Below are 17,297 nucleotides of genomic sequence, written 5' to 3'. Positions count from 1 at the left end.
TTCGTTTAACTCTCGCAGTTGCCAGACCGCAAGAGTGTTTTAACAAATTGAAAGGGGCTTTATAACTGACTTATAGCTGAAAGCTTTACGGAACCCCCAGCCTAGCTGGGGGTTTTCTCTATACAAGAAAAAGAGCACATGAGTGCTCCTCTTAAATAGACAATTATTCTGCTTTATTCTGCTGATCTTCAGCATACTGACGACGAATTTCCTGAGATACAATTTGAATCGCCTGTGCGGTACTGATCCCTTCTGCCATCATTTGCTGAATTTTTTCGACAGCGGCTTGCTGTTCACTGTGAGTTAAAGTCGGTATATCGTCAAACATAAATAGGCTCCTATTGGGGAGCCTCACTATAAAGAGACTATCAGTAACTAGCAAGGAAGTTTATATATGCACCCATAGCATTTTCATTGGTATAGCTCGCTCCGATATCGAGCTGAATGATATTCAATGGTGATAATCCAATTCCAGCAGTGATGGTACCGTCTCGACCACTGTAGGCAAGATTTTTGTTATACCCTACTCTCAATTTTAATTGACGCATGATATCCACTTCACCACCAATACGGATCATTTGCGTATCATCGGCAAAGTTATTAAATCGACGATCAGTATTCAAATCATAATCCACACTCAAGGTCGCATAATCAGCAACGATGCCAGCACCGAGCGTGATTTGTGGACGAATTTGATAATCATACTGAACAGAGTTTACCGTTTGCGTTGAAATATCTCGACTGATCAAATTGGTGGCAGCCGCTCCTAAACGATAAGGCCCATAAAACCATACCGCACCAGCATCAATGTTAAATGTGGTTTCTCCCGTACCGTTATCTAACAAATCTTTGAATTCATAGTTGTTAAAGCTGGCTTGATAAAGATAAGTATAAATGCGTTGTAATTTCGGAGTGATACCAAAAGCCATATGTTGACCGAGGAAGGTTTGATATTTGGCTAACGAGATACCAACTTCAGTAACGGCAATAGATACAGCATTAATACCGCTATTTTGTGCCTGCTCAAGAATACATTCAGGGTTGCTAGGATTAGCACCACTTACAGGGCAATCTGATGCGATGCTGGGAGCGGCGTACACTTCTGTGTACGCTTTGCCAAATATATTGGCAGATATATAGCGGTTTGGTATACCAAAAGCGATAACCCCACCAAGATTAGCATTGAGTGTATTACCATCAATATCATTAAGAGCCGCTTGTAATTCAGGGGCCTTACTTGGGTCATTGCTGTTAATCAGATCAGCGATGTTATCGATGCTTTTTACTAATTTATCAGGATCGTTATAGGTAAATCCAACGCTAGGTAAAATCATCCCAGCATCATCATTACGACGATAAATAGCCACTAGAGCAGGATTATAAAATGGAGCAGTAAGATAGTTTGCAGAGACCACGCCAACGCCGCCCATGGCATCTCCGCGTGCTTCAATTGCATAATTCGCGGCAAGAGTCTCTGTGGCAACCAGCAGTGCGGGAAGCGTTAAAAGCCAAATATGTTTTTTACTGTTCATATCCAATAAACCGTTGGTTACTTTGTTGTTATAACGGCTTATTGTCTATCAACTTTAATCATTCCTCTAGAGAAACATTATAGGTTTTACTGATAACTTGAGCTTGCTCTATGATTATTGGCCCTTGCCAGCGTTTATGGGTCATTGAAACCGCTAAGATGTAGCGATCCGATGTTAGATCGGTTAACTCAAGCTGAGTCGGATAATTTGATTCATAACTTTGTTGCCAAATTTCTTTATACTCACCATCAAAATAATCGTACACCGACACATCTAAGCGAGGCAATGGACAATGGCGATTCAATAATGCATTTTTATCAACCGTCCATTGATCTTTACTCGACCAACGAACCGTTTGCTTCGCTTTAGGTTCGCCAAAGATAACCCAAGTGCTCCACGAATCTTGATCTTCAGCCGTGATATCGATTCGGTACAACCCCATCGATAACTTGGAATTCAGATTATAATGTTTACGAAAGGTTACTCCCCCTTCAGTGACGCCGTCACTTGAGCGGGTGAAGCTGCTGTCGGTAGAAATAGGCCTCTCGACCCATTGAGTTAACGTTATATTATTGAGTGCCTTATCGCTTTGTGCTTCTAATATGACTTGATATGCGTCACGACCAGGGCTTTGAATATCTATCTTACGAATGACGATACTATTTAGCCATACCGGAAAGGTTTTGCTGGTTAGCCCCTTACCACAGTCCACTGATAACGATTGGATCAACACATCGTTTAGGTGTGTTTTGGTATTCTTGGTTTGATTCAGTTGCCAAACTTCAACCAGCGAATGAAACATTCGATCGAGATCATTATTAAGTAGATGCTGATGCACTTGAGTTAATGGACTACTACTCTCAAACCATTCAACACTTTGTGCATAAAAAGGCACGCACACTAGCGTGCCAATAAGACATAGTTTACTGTGCATGATTTAGGCTTTCATCTTGTACCCAACGCCACGGAGTGTTTCTATTTCTAACCCAGGTAGTTTCTGACGCAATTGCAATACGTGTGTATCCACCGTTCGTGTCGTTGGAAAATGATTGTAACCCCACACATGATCCAATAATTCATCGCGAGTAAATACTCGCCCTAAATTGCTGGCGAGAAAAAGCAATAAATCAAACTCAGTTCGCGTTAAGGTAATACACTGTTGGTTAAAAAATACTTCTCGAGTGGCTTTATCGATCACCAAGTTTGGTGTGATCACTTTGCTGTCGTCATTATCTTCACCATCCGGTGAACGAAGCTGCGCTCTGATCCGCGCAAATAACTCAGCTTCAGCAAACGGTTTGGTGAGATAGTCATTTCCTCCCGCATCTAAGCCTGTCACTTTATCTTTAACGGTCACTAAAGCGGTCAATAAGATGACAGGGATCTCTTTTAAAGCTTTCCACTCCGCGAGATGAGAAATTGAATCACCATCAGGTAATTGTCTATCTAAAATGACTAAATCCGCTTTTTCCCAGTATTGATCCACTGCGGCGATAGTTTCTGCATGTAAACAGTCATATCCCGCTTGCTCTAAACTTACCAGTAAACCGTCAGCAAGGTTTTTATCATCTTCAACGAGAAGCAATGTCTGTTTCACAAGGTATCTCCAAAATAAACGTGGTTGGTGGTCCGATTAAGGTCAAACGACCTCCCATTCTACCAACCATCGATTCAACAATCGTTAAGCCAAGTCCTAAGCCACTTTTACTTACAAAAGGCTTACGTAAATGACGCCAATCTTTATGGGTCAGCGTTCCTTGATCAGTCACCTTGATGGTAACTGAATCAATTGTTGACGTGACTTCTAAGGTTACAGGAGCAACACCGTATTTTACGGCATTGCGAATTAAATTATCGATACAGGTCCCAAGCCAATATACGTTGAGCTTTGCCGCTATATCTTGTTCAACAATTAACTCTATAGGTTGAGTAAACTCTTCTTCTACTTTGTATTGCAACCATTCTTCAACCGATGGAACCCAAGCGGTCGCGAGCGGTTTATTATCCGACTGTAGATAATCTTTACTGGCTTCGGCAAGCTGTCTTAAACGGCGAGAATCCTCACAAAGGCGACGAAACTCATCGTATACAGTTTCGGGTAAATGTTCAAATTCTCGGCGAAACCCTTCAACTGTTAATGATAAGCTAGCGATGGGCGTTCTCAATTCATGAGTTAGAATTTGTAAGATTAGCATCCTACTTTTCATTTCTTGTCGTTTAGAGTTCCAACGATAAATTGACCAACTGATCACCAAAAAAATATTTGCCAACACCAATACAAACATACTGATACGAAGTAAATCCGTATGATCTTGTACGTTCCAGCATAAATTGCCTCGTTGAACAAAACATGTGCTATCACTTTCTACAAAACTAAATGCCAGTCCCGCTTGACTGGCATTTAGCTGCCAAATGCTATCATCGAATAAGTAGTACTCATCGCCTTTTCTTAACCAAAGTTCATCCTTATCACCAAACATAATCGCACCCGCGATCAATGCATTCATCGCCTCTTCGTTCATTCTCTGCAAACGGCCCAATAAAGATTGGCTAGGTGCTTGCGCTCGCTCTTGAATATGCATAAAAGGTTCAAGTTGTGCATATTGATCAGGATAAACTTCTGCGTAGCGTGCAGCATAAGTACCACCACCAGGATGAATCAATGAGCTTCTGGCAAACCAACGCACGGGTAATTGACTTCCTTTACACAACGCTCGAGTAAAGACTAAAGGTTCCGTTACTAAAGGGTTCAATGGTAAATTACCCGAGCAATTTTGTGCTAACTGGTACAAAAGCTGAATATCTTTTAATGGATAGGACGCAGTTTGTGGCAACATGCTGTCTGGTGTTAATAATCGAGTAGGATACTCTTTTTGAATCGTTCGAATATCATAAGTGACCATAGCTGCCTGCTCATCAAACAGCGATACAAACAGTTCAATCCGCTCTGGTAGGGAATCGGCAAAAGCTGAAACAGTAAAAGTACAAGCGGCAAGCACTAAGCTGCGGATGAGTGTTCTTGTCAATGTAAATAATCGTTTGATCATAAAACCATAAAGTGATGATGTATTATCTATAAATAGAAACAACGCTTGTTATATCACTGTCAATAATATACCAAAGTATCGCTCTTATTGGTTCGGGACATTTTCCCTTCCCTCTTAAGCTTTGTTCGTATACCAGAAAGCATGAAGCCAGCAAATTGCTGGCTTCATGCTTTGATGTCATCAGATTACAATGCTTTGGAGATGGCGTCTACACTCTCTTTCGCATCCCCAAATAACATGAAGGTATTGTCTTTGAAGAACAACGGATTTTGCACTCCTGCATAACCCGTATTCATTGAACGTTTAAACACAATCACTTGTTTCGCGTGCCATACTTCTAATACTGGCATGCCTGCAATTGGACTATGAGGATCATCTAACGCCGCTGGATTGACCGTGTCATTCGCTCCAATCACTAAGACGGTATCGGTTTTGGATAGGTCATCGTTAATTTCATCCATTTCTAATACAATATCGTAAGGTACTTTAGCTTCTGCTAATAGCACATTCATGTGACCCGGTAACCGACCAGCCACAGGATGAATCCCAAAACGGACATCAATGCCTAATGCTCGTAACTTCTCGGTGATCTCGTAAACAGGATACTGTGCTTGCGCGACAGCCATACCGTACCCCGGGGTAATCACGACAGAACGAGAGTTCTTGAGAAGTTCAGCCACCTCTTCAGCGTTTATTTCTCGGTATTCACCTTGCTGTTCATCACTGCTGATCACTACTTCTTGACCAAAACCACCAGCAATTACACTGATGAATGAACGGTTCATCGCCTTACACATAATATAAGACAGAATCGCCCCAGACGATCCGACTAAAGCGCCGGTCACAATCAGCAAATCATTGGCGAGCATAAAGCCAGCGGCCGCCGCGGCCCATCCCGAATAAGAGTTGAGCATTGAAACTACAACCGGCATATCAGCGCCACCGATTGAAGCAACCAGATGGTAGCCAAAGGCTAAAGCAATCATGGTCATGATGATCAACGGCAATAAGCCGCCATCCATCTTTAAAAATTGCATGAGTAACAGAACCGATATCACTAACGCCGCGAGATTTAACTTATGCTTGTGTGGCAAATTTAGAGGCGAAGAGCTAATTGAACCGCTCAATTTACCAAACGCGACGATCGACCCAGTAAACGTTACGGCACCGATGAATACTCCGATAAAAACTTCGACCAAATGAATTACATGTTCCGCATGAGTATCGACCAAAGGAGCATCGAGCAAACTGTTATAACCGACCAATACGGCAGCCATACCAACAAAGCTGTGCAACATCGCAACGAGCTCTGGCATCTGTGTCATCTCTACTTTATTGGCGAAACGGATCCCAATGACGGCCCCGATGATCATGGCTAAAATAATCCAGCTCAGCCCTTGTGCCTCAGGACTGAAGATGGTAGCTAGCAGCGCGATCGTCATACCGGCCATACCGTAATAGTTACCGGTGCGTGCTGATTCTTGTTTCGATAATCCCGCTAGACTCAAAATAAAACATAAGGCAGCAATAATATAAGCCGCGTGTACTAATCCTGCAGACATTATTATTCTCCCTTAGTCTTTACGGAACATGTCAAGCATACGTTTCGTGACCGTAAAGCCGCCAAAAATATTGATGCTTGCAATCAAAACGGCAATAAATGCCAAAAAGGTTACTATCCCATTGCCTTGGCCGATTTGTACTAAAGCACCGACGATAATAATTCCAGAGATAGCGTTAGTTACTGACATTAAAGGGGTATGTAATGCATGAGTTACATTCCACACTACGTAATAACCAACCACACAAGCTAACACAAAAACCGTAAAATGGCCGAGAAAAGCGGCTGGAGCTACCGATGCTATCCAGGCAAAGACACCGACACCAGCCGCTAAGCCAACCAATTTTTTCCAAGGTGATGCAGGTTGCTTGGGTGGTTTCTCTACCATCGGTTTGCTTTGGGCAGGCTGCTGCACAGAGACTGGGATAGGCGGAGCAGGCCAGGTGATCTCACCTTGCTTAATGACAGTGACGCCACGCAATACAACATCGTCAAAATCGATGTTAATTACGCCGTTCTTCTCTTTACAAAGCAGTTTCAATAAATTGACTAAATTCGTTGCATAAAGCTGAGAAGCTTGAGTGGGAAGGCGACCTACCATATCGGTATAGCCAATAATTTTTACGCCATTATCAGTCGTGATCAGTTGATCTTTGACCGTATACTCACAGTTTCCCCCATTTTCAGCCGCCAGATCAACAATCACACTACCCGGTTTCATGCTATCTACCATCGATTTGGTGATGAGTGTCGGTGCTGGTTTACCAGGGATCAGTGCGGTAGTGATAATAATATCGGCTTTTTTTGCTTGCTCTGCGTAAAGCTCTGCTGCTTTTTGATTGAAATCATCCGACATTTCTCGAGCGTACCCATCACTCGAAGCAACCGTCGGCAGATGATCAATTTCCAGAAACTCAGCGCCCATTGATTGCACTTGCTCTTTAACTTCAGGACGAACATCGAACGCTCTAACAATTGCGCCAAGGCTTCCTGCTGCACCTATAGCAGCAAGGCCAGCTACCCCGGCACCAGCGATAAAGACATTCGCGGGAGGGACTTTACCAGCAGCGGTGATCTGCCCAGTAAAGAAACGGCCAAACTGATGGGCCGCTTCTACGACCGCTCGATAGCCAGCGATATTCGCCATTGATGATAATGCGTCTAAGGCTTGAGCTCGAGAGATGCGCGGCACGCAATCCATCGCTAATACATTAATGCTTTTCATTGCCAGTTTTTCTAGCAACTGAGGATGTTGAGCTGGCCAAATAAAACAGATTAATGTCGCGTGCTCTTTTAATAACGAGACTTCATCGATTTGCTCATTGTAAATTGGCGCATTCACTTTTAAGACAATATCGCAATTCCATACTACCTCGGAGGGTTCAACCATCGCACCAGCCACTTGGAATGCACTGTCTTCAAAACTCGCTAATGAACCGGCTTGAGATTCAACCACAACCTCAAAGCCGAGTTTTATCAGTTGCTCTACTGATGAAGGTGAGGCTGCAACTCGCGTTTCCCCCGCTAGCCTCTCTTTTGGTACACCAATTCGCATATCATTTCCTTGATTTTGGGACAAAAAATAAAAGAACGCTAAGCATAGCGACTTAGCGTTCTTTTATTCATGACTTCTGTCAACGACTGGAGAAATTAGTTAAAGATCTGACCACTCATCTGATCAATGAAAAGCTGAGCTTTTTTTAACATTAACTGATCAGCCTCTTGTTTATTCGACAAAATATCAGAACGAATAAAACGATGGGTCTGTAACTCACCATTAATCTCTTGAGTAATTCGGCCAGCGACTCGGTATTGGCCGTTTTCCGCGATCGATTCTTGATAAATGAGCATACCTTTATATTCAACAGGCTGAATTGATTCTTGTTGCTTTTCCTCTCTTCCCCCAAACCAGCGAGCAAATAATCCCACAACTACTCCTTATGTTTCTTGTTGTTCTTAAGAATTGGCTCTTCATACCATTCTAACGGATTATCGTGATCAAACCGAGCTTGAGATAAAATAACGGGAATGTCTTTATCTCGCATAGTACGACGATCTTCAATGATCATGGGTTCCGCCGCTTGAATGGCAGCGAGAGCTTGTTGTTTTAAAATCACCAACCGCTCTTCAGGAAGGGCTGAAAGGAAGTCGACATCATGTCGGATATAAACCGGGCGCATTTGACTCAATGCAAGACAGGCCAGATCCGCTAATTGGTCATGATTGTATTTCTCACTATATTGACGCTGAATCAATACTTGTCCTACTAACGTTTCCATATAGTTATGTACATCAACATTTAACTGCATCCGTTTTCTCCTGAATCATGCGAACTTATCCTTAAGCCTATGTTTCGACCAATGATACTAAAATGAGCTATACCCCTCCTACTTAAAGCTGCAGCGGTGTTGGCTACCTGCAACTTCAAGTCGTTTGGGTATATCTGAGTAAAAATGTTAAAGCATCCGATTAACACCTGTTCAGTGTAGCAAAAAACTTGGCAATTATTGAAATCAACGTATTCTTATAACCAAAGGGACTTAAACCATTTGCGAAACTTTTCACCAATAAGGGACTACATTGATTCAAATGGCGCATGAATAATCTATGTCGACAGATTTTGCTTCTTCATCTTGGTTTCGTTTTGCCTTCCCTATCCTGTTACTTATTACAGTCTGGATCGGAATCGATAACCTCGTTATGGTCGTGCAAAGCAATATTGGCTTTGCGCAAAATTTACCTTACGTGCTTTTTGTCAGCGCTATTGCTATCGCTCATTTATTTAAGCAAAGTCGGATAGCCATGATCGCCAGTGTGTTGCTGGTAAGTTACCTGATTGTTCAATACCGACTGCAATCCCCCCTATCCGATGGTTCAACATTACTTGAATTGTCTCTCTTGGCAACGCTACTTCCCGTGGCTTGTCTCATTAGCTATGCTTTTTATAATCAAGGGCTCGCTACACGCAGTTTTGCCAAATTCATCGGGCTGTTACTGATGTTGTTACTGTGGGGGATGTTGAGTGTTACTCACTTTTATGATGGCTCTGTTATTGATTTACATGAAGGTCTACTTTACAGCGTTCCGCAAATTTCTCGATTACCCTTTATTCTAGTACTTTATCTTTTCGCTTTAGTCGGTGTCTGTGCGATTTTAGTATTAACCAGAAATCGTATGATCGATGCCACTATTTACAGCGCTTTATTGTTAACCAGCACTACCTTTATTTTTTTCCACGTTTCCTTTATATCCAGCATTCTTTTTTCACTCGCTGGTGTCTTATTGATCTTGTATTTGATCGCAGCAGGTCATGCATTGGCTTTCAATGACCGATTAACTCAACTGCCTGCCCGACATGCTTTGGATCTTGACCTGCAGCGTTTAGGGAAAAACTTCACGATTGCAATGGTTGATGTCGATCACTTTAAGGCATTCAATGATACCTATGGCCATGAAACTGGTGACGATGTGCTAAAACTTGTTGCCAGTCGCTTACGGCTCGTTCCCGGTAATGGACGAGCTTATCGTTATGGTGGTGAAGAATTTACTTTGCTTTTTAAAGGCAAAACGGCAGAACAAGCAAAACCACATTTAGAGTGGTTACGTCACGATATCGAACATTACGATTTAGTGATTCGAGATACAGACACTCGCCCCGCTAATCATCAAGAAGGTTCAAAAAAACGTAAACGTCATAAAGCGAAATCCGTTACTATTACTATTAGTATCGGCATTTGTGATAGTCACGTAGAGCCCACCCCAAAATCTGCATTAACCTTAGCCGATCAAGCTTTGTATAACGCTAAAAAAGCTGGGCGAAATTGCATAAAAGTCATTAAGTAAGTAACAATTGTTATCACCCATCGCAACTTATCAAATAAAAGTATGCTAATGTTTTCTTGTGATTAATTTTTTAACCGCACTGTATAGAGAATCGATGCATTGACCATTTTTTTTAACGTCATTAATAAATATCTTATTAAAATGCTATGCCTAATGACAGTAGCCTTTCCCGCTATCGCATGGGCTGACCGGGATTGGTCACAGCAAGCTGTACGGATGTGTGTCGATCCTGATTGGGAACCTTTAGAGAAAATCACCCCTGATGGTCAGTTTGTTGGCATTGCAGCAGATTTATTACGAGTGATTTTTCAGCGAGCCAAGTTGGAGTTCGTCGTAATACCAACAGTGGATTGGAACGAAAGCTTAGTCAAATCCCAAGCTGGGGAATGCGATATTCTGGCGTTACTCAATAAAACCGAACAACGCAGCCAATGGCTTAATTTCACTCGGCCGTATCTTGTTAATCCTAACGTCTTAATTACTCGACACGAGCATCACTATGTAGATAACTTAAACGATCTCGCCAGTACCGATAGTAGTATTGTTCTGCCTATCGGTACCTCTGTGTATGAATTTCTTAAACGTGACTATCCAAACATCAATTTAATCCCTGTTGATACAGAACGAGAGGCTTTCGATTTAGTGGATAGAGGGCTAGCCGATGCAACATTACGTTCATTATTAGTCGCAGCGTATACTATTAGAAACGAAGGCTGGTTTAATCTTAAAATCGCAGGTGAAATCGGTGACTATAAGAATTTGTTACGAATCGGTGTACTTCACCAGCACCCATTATTGCTAGAACAATTAGATCAGGCCATTGCCACATTGACTGTCGAAGATATCAATCAAGCCATTAATCGACACGTACCTATTTCTGTGAGTTATCGTTACGACTGGATAATGATCGTAAAAATCATCATGATTTCTATGATCATTATCTGTGCATTATTATTTGCCGGGTTACTACAGTACCGCTCTCATCGACGTTTATTAGCACTAAAATCTCAATTAGAAACCACGTTAGTGGAAAAAGATAACATTGAATTACGACTTCGAGAAAGTGAACGCTTTTATCGCTCATTGGTTGATACTGCCCATGAAGGGATTGGCGTTATTCAGAATCAACGTTTTGTATACGCTAATCACTATTTAGCGCAAATCGTTGGTCTCAATATTGAGCAACTTCTTAAGCTTTCTTCATTCCTCGACCTAGTGAGTCCAGAATACCAACCTGCTGTGTTAAAAGCCCATCATCAGCGTCTAAGTAAAGAAGCAACACCGCCGCAACGCTATCAAGCACAGCTAATTCATGCTAATGGACATATCATTGATATTGAAGTCAGTGGCGTTATGGTTGACTGGTATGGTGAACCCGCTTCTTTAAACTTTATCAGTGACATTACGGATAGAAAACAAGCGGAACGTGAAATTACCCATCTCGCTAATCATGATACGTTAACTGGGCTGGCAAATCGCAGGCTACTTATGGAAAGAATGGAACAGTTAATTTTACAAGCTAAACGTAATCCTATTCAGTTTGCCGTTATCTTTATTGATTTGGACAAATTTAAACCTGTCAATGACTACTGGGGACATCAAGTGGGCGATGAACTTTTGCAGGCGATCTCACAACGTCTGACTGAGAGTATTAGAGCATCGGATACTTTAGCTCGTATCGGGGGTGATGAATTTGTCATTTTATTGCCTCATTTACCAAGCGAACATATCAATGATGTGGTACGAAAAATCGAACATGCCTTTCAAAAACCTTTTGTTTTAAAAGAAAAAACATTATCGATTCATGCTAGCCTCGGAGTAGCTAACTTCCCTAATGATGGAGATACCGCGTCAGAATTGCTTAATAGAGCTGACCGAGAAATGTATCGCAATAAGCAAGTGAACGTATAGCAACGTTGAACTAACGATACTGCTAGTAACTTTACACACAATGAAAATGCTCAACTTTATATACCGCCTATTGTAGGAACTTCTTTATCAATTGCCATTGTGCCGTATAATCGCGACCAAACTACACCACACCAATCTATCAGTGAGCTGCAAATGTCCAAACTATTTTTCAAAGGTCGAATCGATGCTAGACAAAACCACGTTATGTCAGGCTACAACGTAAAGCGTGATATAAAAACAGGCACTGAGGAAGCTCCAATTAATATTGTCGTCTCAACCGAGGCTCGTAAAGCTGAGATAGAGACTTTACTTTCTGAGCACTCGATTGTGGCTCATATTGTCATAGACTCAAAGCAGCCAGAGAACACTATTGAACTTGATACGCTACTAAACAAACCTAAAACTATTACCTATGACAAAACACCAAACCGTAATGAATCGTGTATTTGCGGAAGCGGAAAAAAGTACAAAAAGTGCTGCGCTTAAAATATAGACCAGTTAGATTAAAAACCGTCTTCTGACGGTTTTCTTATAGGGCTGACAACGCTACTACCAACTTTCCGCATAACACCGTAACCACAAAAACCAACGCATAATGAAAATGCCACGCGTTGGAAGTCCCTCTTGAAGCGTTTGTTATAAGGTGGATAACTACTTAATTAGATTAAGTATTTCTTTAAACTCTGGCGCTCGACAATTTTTAACCAGTTCATAAAGACACATTTCTAAGCCTGTTATATCAACGCCAGCACCTGCTAGCTTTTTAATTGCTAGCTCCTTATTCGATTCATTACGCGAAGACACACAATCACCTACTAAATGTATGTTATAACCCAGATTTTTGAGGTGAATAGCCGTTTGATAAACACATATATGAGCTTCGATACCACATATTAACCAAGACGTTTTATTTGATTTTTGGATAACTTCGACGAAACGAGGTTCACCACAAGCATCAAAACTGAACTTGCTAATCGGTTGTTGATTACTCAATAACACACTGAGCTCTTCGATGGTTTGACCTAATTTAGCTGGATTTTGCTCAAGCAAAACTATTGGCAATCCTAGCAATTGAGCTCCTTTAATTAGTTTTATGCAGTTTGAAACAAGCTCATTACTGTCAGAGACCAATCGAGCCAACTTACCTTGGATATCAACGATAATCAGACCAGTGTTTTCCTTGTCAAGCATACAGACTCCTTTGCTAAACCACCTTATAACGCCGCGCTAAGGGGTGAGCAACGCAACGACCAACTAACCGCATTGCACTAAAAACCAATAAAATCAATGAATAACGAAAATTCCGCGCGTTGCGAATCCCTCTTTAACGCCTTGTTAGCACTTTAACTGCTTCCCACTTAACTACCAACATTTGCATACTTTTACCTGCTAATACAATCAAAATTGCACCTAATAAAACTGGCGTAATTAGAAAACCCCAACTTTGTCCCGATAGCATGATTAACAACGGATTTGCACCTGCAGGGGGATGTGTCGTTTTTGTCATTAACATTGCACTCACCGCTATTCCCGTTGCTAGCGCCAATGTAACTGGTGATACACCAATATACTGCGTAAAAAACACCCCAACAAAAGCTGTAATTAAGTGCCCAAAAATAACATTTTTAGGCTGAGCAAGAGGGCTACTTGGCACCCCAAACACAAGCACCGCTGTAGCACCAAAAGGAGCCATTAATAAGGCAACTTCATTCAATGTTGAATCTAGAAAAGAGAGTAACCCTATGGCTAAAAAAGCCCCGACACCCGCAAAAATCGACATGACCATACTATTCATAAATACACTCCAAAAAGTAGACCAATCTGTCTACATAAACAGGGTAGACAATTCGGTCTACACATGTCAATATCTATTTAAAGGAGAAATAAAATGAATCCAAAACGTCAATTACTGATAGATACAGCATTAGACCTTTTTTATAAAAATGGAATAAATTCGATTGGAATCAATGAAGTAATCAGTGTTTCTGGTGTAGCAAAACGCACTCTCTATTCTCATTTTGAAAGTAAAGAAGCCTTAATTATTGCATCTTTACAAAAACGACACGAAATATTTACCTCGTGGTTAGAACACAAGCTCTCAGGTTCTAATTCAAATCAGGATGTCATTCACCGTTTATTTTTATCGCTAGCAAGTTGGTTTGAGCACAAAGAGAATATGTTAGGTGATTTTAGAGGCTGCTTTTTCATTAATACTTCAGCAGAATTTAGCGACATGAACAGCGAAATATTTCAATTCTGTCACTTCCACAAAGAACAAGTACGGGAAATTATTAGTCGCCATCTTATAAGTACCGATAGCACATTGCTTGATGCTATCTGTATTATGAAGGAGGGAGCAATAGTTACCGCACATCTCGGTGGAAATGGAAATTTGGTGACATCAAAATGTATTCAAATACTGGAATCGTTTGAGTGCTAACGCCCAATTAAGTAGCCCGAAACGCTACTACCAACTGCCCGCACAACACCGTAATCACTAAACTCAACGCAAAACAAAAATGCCACGCGTTGAGGGTCTGCTTGAATTGTTTGTTATATTTCAGTTCCATACAGCCACTGAAACACCAAACAACCTTTGAAAATAGTACATAACATCAAAAGCTTAACGTCAGTTGAGCCAGATTTCGATACAAAAAAAATTAATTTTGAAATCGAATCAAGCTTACCCATTGATTCTGATGATAAATATCAAAGAAATAAGCCATTAATGTAAACTAAATCAAAAGAGCTGCTAAATGCGATTAAACAATAATGTTCGTTAGACATTGATAAACTTGATCTAATCAACAGCTATGCTTCACAAGAAATCATCAACCAGAAAAACACTCACATTACCACTTAACTTTTAAATTTGTAGTACGTTGAATTTAAGAGAAATATAACGCCCGCTTAAGGGGCTGACAACGCTACTACCAAGTTTCCGCATAACACCGTAACCACAAAAACCAACGCATAATGAAAATGCCACGCGTTGGAAGTCCCTCTTGAAGCGTTTGTTAAATTGCATTACACCGTAACTTAGCTTGAGCGAGCACTGTGATTAAATTTTCTGACATTCGCTCAACTTCAAAATAACCACCTGAACTGGAAAGTTGATGAACATTCAATGAATCCAAACCAAGCTTATTGAACCAATATTGTGCAAGAGAACACTGAGCTGAACCTGTCGCTAAGTCTTCTGATATACCAATCTTGGGGGCGAAGTATCTTAAAACATAACCACTTTTACCATAAGATGCCGTTACGATTAAAGCATGATATTCACTTAACTGCTTAAGGCGCTCATAGTCTGGTTGGAAATTAATTACCGCTTCAATAGAAGGAAAAACAAGGACTAGGTCTCGTGTAGAATAAACATCTATAACATCAACAGCTAAATCAGATATCTCTGTTGGCACAGTACAAGTCTGACCAAGCCAACTCGGCAATACAAGTGCATATTGGTCATTTCTTTTTGAAATTACCACTTCACCGTGTTTACTATGAAAAACAACTTTATTAAATGGGTATTTAGAAATAAGGGCTGCACCTCAGGGCGTCCGCATGAATGGTTAGAATTTAGCCGCCAACTTAAATCCAGCTAACAAGACTTGCTCCAAGAAGCCGGGGTTCATCATGCAACGCTTCTGCTTCATTGGCACACTAATTTTGGTTGGCTCAGCTCTTAGCATGTTAAGCGCCATGTGTCTTAACCCTGCCAAGTTTTCAGCTGCGTTTTCTCGGTAAATCTGACAAGCATCTTCCCGCATGCTCACATCTAAAATCCAATGCATTGACTCAATGCCCCAGTGGGCTCGAATAGCATTTCCAGCTTGCTCCGGAGTCAGGTCAGCTGAACTGATGTAGTAGCGGTACTCCAACACTGGTGCTTTGCCTTTTGCGGCTCGGTAATTTTCAACCATGACTATACTGCTTAGTCGGCTCCACGTAGAGAAGTCACCCTCCAACTCGCAGGCCTTGAGTACATGGCAAGTTCGTGCTTCAACACGGCCTTTCTGTTTCTCGATGTGATAGGTGTTTTTTTCAATCGGAGCACGACGGTGTGGGGCGAAGGCGGCCTGTACGGCTGCCGACAACTTGCCTTGGTTCCCCTTTACTGCCAACAAGTAATCACCGCCTTTGTTGGTAATTACCTTGGCAATTTTGGTCTGGCAGGCCATCGCATCAATCGTCACGACGGCTCCGCGCAAGTCGAGCATCTTAATCAATTCCGGAATTGCGGTGATTTCATTGCTCTTATTATCAGTTTTGAGTTGGCCCAATACCAGTTGGTTGGCACTCGCGTAGGCGCTCACCATATGGATGGTGCTTTGTCTGTCATCTCTATCGTAGGAGCCGCGTAAAGTCTTGCCATCAATGGCAACCACCTCACCACACGTCAAGGTATGTACCGCATTCATCCAGCCCAGGAAACAGTCGCGAAACTCGGCAGGGTCAATACCTGCGATCAGACGAGCAAAGGTATCGTCAACAGGCACGCCGTTTTCAAACAGACCCTGTTTAAGAAACCACTCATGGTGACCAAGAACATATTCACGAATGTCGGTCCAGCCTTGACCACCGGCTATCACGGCGCAGATTGAACCAAACAAAATATCAAACAGAGGGTAGTCAACTTTTGCGCTTTGCCGTTCGTCACGGATGATGCTGAAGTGCTCTTTGATGGTATTAATATTCATGGCAACACCTTAAAAAAGGAGCATAAGATCACAGCCCGCACGTCAGGTCAAACTTAACCTCGCATTGCGCAAAAAACGTTCATGATCTTGCCCTGGGCTGCACCTGCTCCCAAACTTCCGTGTCCACAAAGATTAATTTCGCCATCAAGTGAAAACCAACGAATATGAAATTGTCCATCGATTTTTGTAATAAAGGAAGTAACTGGTTGTCCAATTTCACGAGTGATTTGATGCAACTCGGAATCAGGAAGCCAACTAGTTAACCCTACAACGCCACAAGGATTGCCGGATGCTGATTCACCGATAAACACATCATAAATATCTACTTTGATAATCTAATACCTCGATTGCAATTTAACGCCCAATTAAGTAGCCCGAAACGCTACTACCAACTTACCGCATAACACCGTAATCACCGAAACCAACGCATAGTAAAAATGCCACGCGTTGGCTGTCCCTCTTGAAGCGTTTGTTATGCTTTATTACCTATTGATTACATTGAACTTTTACAATGTTCATTGGTTAAAGCCACTTTAACTCAAAATGATAAACTTGCCTACTTTCAGCAATCATTGGTGCCGATAAGATCCCAAATAAGTTGAAGCGAAATAGCCTGCGGAATCAATAAACCAGCAACGCCAAAGGAAGAGACCGTTCAGCAACAATCGAACCTTTTGCGCACACAATTTATCAGAGCAGAGCC

General features: G+C 41.7%; 16 protein-coding genes and 2 pseudogenes. 4 read left to right on the top strand and 14 right to left on the bottom strand.

What is annotated here, in order from left to right:
• Positions 1-163: 163 nt before the first annotated feature.
• The 9 genes from FKN93_RS16060 to FKN93_RS16020 all read right to left on the bottom strand — a co-directional run bounded on the left by FKN93_RS16060 (position 164) and on the right by FKN93_RS16020 (position 8,449).
• Positions 164-328: a YoaH family protein gene (locus tag FKN93_RS16060; RefSeq protein WP_004396324.1), complete on the bottom strand. Its 165-nt coding sequence runs from the start codon at positions 326-328 to the stop codon at positions 164-166.
• 40 nt (positions 329-368) lie between these two features.
• Positions 369-1,532, bottom strand: a complete 1,164-nt coding sequence (locus FKN93_RS16055) for a conjugal transfer protein TraF (protein WP_170905636.1) — start codon at positions 1,530-1,532, stop codon at positions 369-371.
• Positions 1,533-1,590: 58 nt separating this feature from the next.
• Positions 1,591-2,466: a DUF2861 family protein gene (locus FKN93_RS16050; RefSeq protein WP_158137342.1), complete on the bottom strand. Its 876-nt coding sequence runs from the start codon at positions 2,464-2,466 to the stop codon at positions 1,591-1,593.
• 3 nt (positions 2,467-2,469) lie between these two features.
• Positions 2,470-3,129 (bottom strand): response regulator transcription factor VxrB, encoded by a 660-nt coding sequence (vxrB, locus tag FKN93_RS16045; protein WP_154171055.1) that lies wholly within the window; start codon positions 3,127-3,129, stop codon positions 2,470-2,472.
• Complete coding sequence (gene vxrA / locus FKN93_RS16040) at positions 3,104-4,579, bottom strand: sensor histidine kinase VxrA (RefSeq protein WP_154171054.1); 1,476 nt, start codon at positions 4,577-4,579, stop codon at positions 3,104-3,106. The genes vxrB and vxrA overlap by 26 nt, the downstream gene beginning before the upstream one ends.
• Positions 4,580-4,764: 185 nt before the next feature.
• Positions 4,765-6,141, bottom strand: coding sequence for a Re/Si-specific NAD(P)(+) transhydrogenase subunit beta (gene pntB, locus FKN93_RS16035; protein ID WP_158137343.1), 1,377 nt, complete (start codon positions 6,139-6,141; stop codon positions 4,765-4,767).
• Positions 6,142-6,153: 12 nt separating this feature from the next.
• On the bottom strand, positions 6,154-7,695 hold the full coding sequence (locus tag FKN93_RS16030) for a Re/Si-specific NAD(P)(+) transhydrogenase subunit alpha (RefSeq protein ID WP_170905635.1): 1,542 nt from the start codon (positions 7,693-7,695) through the stop codon (positions 6,154-6,156).
• Between the two features lie 95 nt (positions 7,696-7,790).
• A complete protein-coding gene (locus FKN93_RS16025) occupies positions 7,791-8,069 on the bottom strand; it encodes an HlyU family transcriptional regulator (protein ID WP_170905634.1) in 279 nt (92 codons plus the stop codon).
• 2 nt (positions 8,070-8,071) lie between these two features.
• On the bottom strand, positions 8,072-8,449 hold the full coding sequence (locus tag FKN93_RS16020; protein ID WP_004396309.1) for a late competence development ComFB family protein: 378 nt from the start codon (positions 8,447-8,449) through the stop codon (positions 8,072-8,074).
• 298 nt (positions 8,450-8,747) lie between these two features.
• Here FKN93_RS16020 and FKN93_RS16015 point away from each other — a divergent pair, with 298 nt between their 5' ends.
• The 3 genes from FKN93_RS16015 (at position 8,748) to FKN93_RS16005 (ending at position 12,380) form a co-directional block, all read left to right on the top strand.
• The gene (locus FKN93_RS16015; RefSeq protein WP_170905633.1) at positions 8,748-9,983 is read left to right on the top strand and encodes a GGDEF domain-containing protein; all 1,236 of its coding nucleotides are present in this window, start codon (positions 8,748-8,750) and stop codon (positions 9,981-9,983) included.
• Positions 9,984-10,136: 153 nt separating this feature from the next.
• The gene (locus FKN93_RS16010; RefSeq protein ID WP_170905632.1) at positions 10,137-11,894 is read left to right on the top strand and encodes a diguanylate cyclase; all 1,758 of its coding nucleotides are present in this window, start codon (positions 10,137-10,139) and stop codon (positions 11,892-11,894) included.
• A gap of 153 nt (positions 11,895-12,047) precedes the next feature.
• Positions 12,048-12,380, top strand: a complete 333-nt coding sequence (locus FKN93_RS16005; protein ID WP_040905003.1) for a PBPRA1643 family SWIM/SEC-C metal-binding motif protein — start codon at positions 12,048-12,050, stop codon at positions 12,378-12,380.
• A gap of 165 nt (positions 12,381-12,545) precedes the next feature.
• Here the strand turns inward: FKN93_RS16005 and FKN93_RS15995 are convergent, their stop codons facing one another.
• Both FKN93_RS15995 and FKN93_RS15990 read right to left on the bottom strand, forming a co-directional pair.
• Positions 12,546-13,085 (bottom strand): hydrolase, encoded by a 540-nt coding sequence (locus FKN93_RS15995; protein ID WP_170905631.1) that lies wholly within the window; start codon positions 13,083-13,085, stop codon positions 12,546-12,548.
• Between the two features lie 133 nt (positions 13,086-13,218).
• Positions 13,219-13,689 (bottom strand): HPP family protein, encoded by a 471-nt coding sequence (locus FKN93_RS15990; protein WP_170905630.1) that lies wholly within the window; start codon positions 13,687-13,689, stop codon positions 13,219-13,221.
• Positions 13,690-13,782: 93 nt separating this feature from the next.
• On the opposite strand from FKN93_RS15990, the gene FKN93_RS15985 reads away from it, so the two are divergent.
• Entirely contained in the window at positions 13,783-14,334 is a 552-nt protein-coding gene (locus tag FKN93_RS15985; RefSeq protein WP_099610006.1) for a TetR/AcrR family transcriptional regulator, read from the top strand.
• 577 nt (positions 14,335-14,911) lie between these two features.
• Here FKN93_RS15985 and FKN93_RS15975 read toward each other — a convergent pair.
• The 3 genes and pseudogenes from FKN93_RS15975 to FKN93_RS15965 form a co-directional block, all read right to left on the bottom strand.
• Positions 14,912-15,445: pseudogene (locus FKN93_RS15975) on the bottom strand (PhzF family phenazine biosynthesis protein); the annotation flags it as partial.
• Between the two features lie 21 nt (positions 15,446-15,466).
• Positions 15,467-16,594 (bottom strand): ISAs1 family transposase, encoded by a 1,128-nt coding sequence (locus tag FKN93_RS15970; protein WP_170905629.1) that lies wholly within the window; start codon positions 16,592-16,594, stop codon positions 15,467-15,469.
• A 95-nt stretch (positions 16,595-16,689) separates the two neighbouring features.
• Positions 16,690-16,905: pseudogene (locus tag FKN93_RS15965) on the bottom strand (PhzF family phenazine biosynthesis protein); the annotation flags it as partial.
• Positions 16,906-17,297: the final 392 nt, after the last annotated feature.

Source organism: Vibrio sp. A8-1 (assembly GCF_013048685.1).
GTDB lineage: Bacteria > Pseudomonadota > Gammaproteobacteria > Enterobacterales > Vibrionaceae > Vibrio > Vibrio metschnikovii.
The sequence above is the reverse complement of the archived record's forward strand: the minus strand, read 5'-3'. Positions and strand labels throughout refer to the sequence as shown.

Coding starts and splice junctions, on each gene's coding strand:
- FKN93_RS16060 (WP_004396324.1), bottom strand. CDS start 328: ATGTTTGACGATATACCGACTTTAACTCACAGTGAACAGCAAGCCGCT.
- FKN93_RS16055 (WP_170905636.1), bottom strand. CDS start 1,532: ATGAACAGTAAAAAACATATTTGGCTTTTAACGCTTCCCGCACTGCTG.
- FKN93_RS16050 (WP_158137342.1), bottom strand. CDS start 2,466: ATGCACAGTAAACTATGTCTTATTGGCACGCTAGTGTGCGTGCCTTTT.
- vxrA (WP_154171054.1), bottom strand. CDS start 4,579: ATGATCAAACGATTATTTACATTGACAAGAACACTCATCCGCAGCTTA.
- pntB (WP_158137343.1), bottom strand. CDS start 6,141: ATGTCTGCAGGATTAGTACACGCGGCTTATATTATTGCTGCCTTATGT.
- FKN93_RS16030 (WP_170905635.1), bottom strand. CDS start 7,695: ATGCGAATTGGTGTACCAAAAGAGAGGCTAGCGGGGGAAACGCGAGTT.
- FKN93_RS16020 (WP_004396309.1), bottom strand. CDS start 8,449: ATGCAGTTAAATGTTGATGTACATAACTATATGGAAACGTTAGTAGGA.
- FKN93_RS16015 (WP_170905633.1), top strand. CDS start 8,748: ATGTCGACAGATTTTGCTTCTTCATCTTGGTTTCGTTTTGCCTTCCCT.
- FKN93_RS16010 (WP_170905632.1), top strand. CDS start 10,137: ATGACAGTAGCCTTTCCCGCTATCGCATGGGCTGACCGGGATTGGTCA.
- FKN93_RS16005 (WP_040905003.1), top strand. CDS start 12,048: ATGTCCAAACTATTTTTCAAAGGTCGAATCGATGCTAGACAAAACCAC.
- FKN93_RS15995 (WP_170905631.1), bottom strand. CDS start 13,085: ATGCTTGACAAGGAAAACACTGGTCTGATTATCGTTGATATCCAAGGT.
- FKN93_RS15990 (WP_170905630.1), bottom strand. CDS start 13,689: ATGAATAGTATGGTCATGTCGATTTTTGCGGGTGTCGGGGCTTTTTTA.
- FKN93_RS15985 (WP_099610006.1), top strand. CDS start 13,783: ATGAATCCAAAACGTCAATTACTGATAGATACAGCATTAGACCTTTTT.
- FKN93_RS15970 (WP_170905629.1), bottom strand. CDS start 16,594: ATGAATATTAATACCATCAAAGAGCACTTCAGCATCATCCGTGACGAA.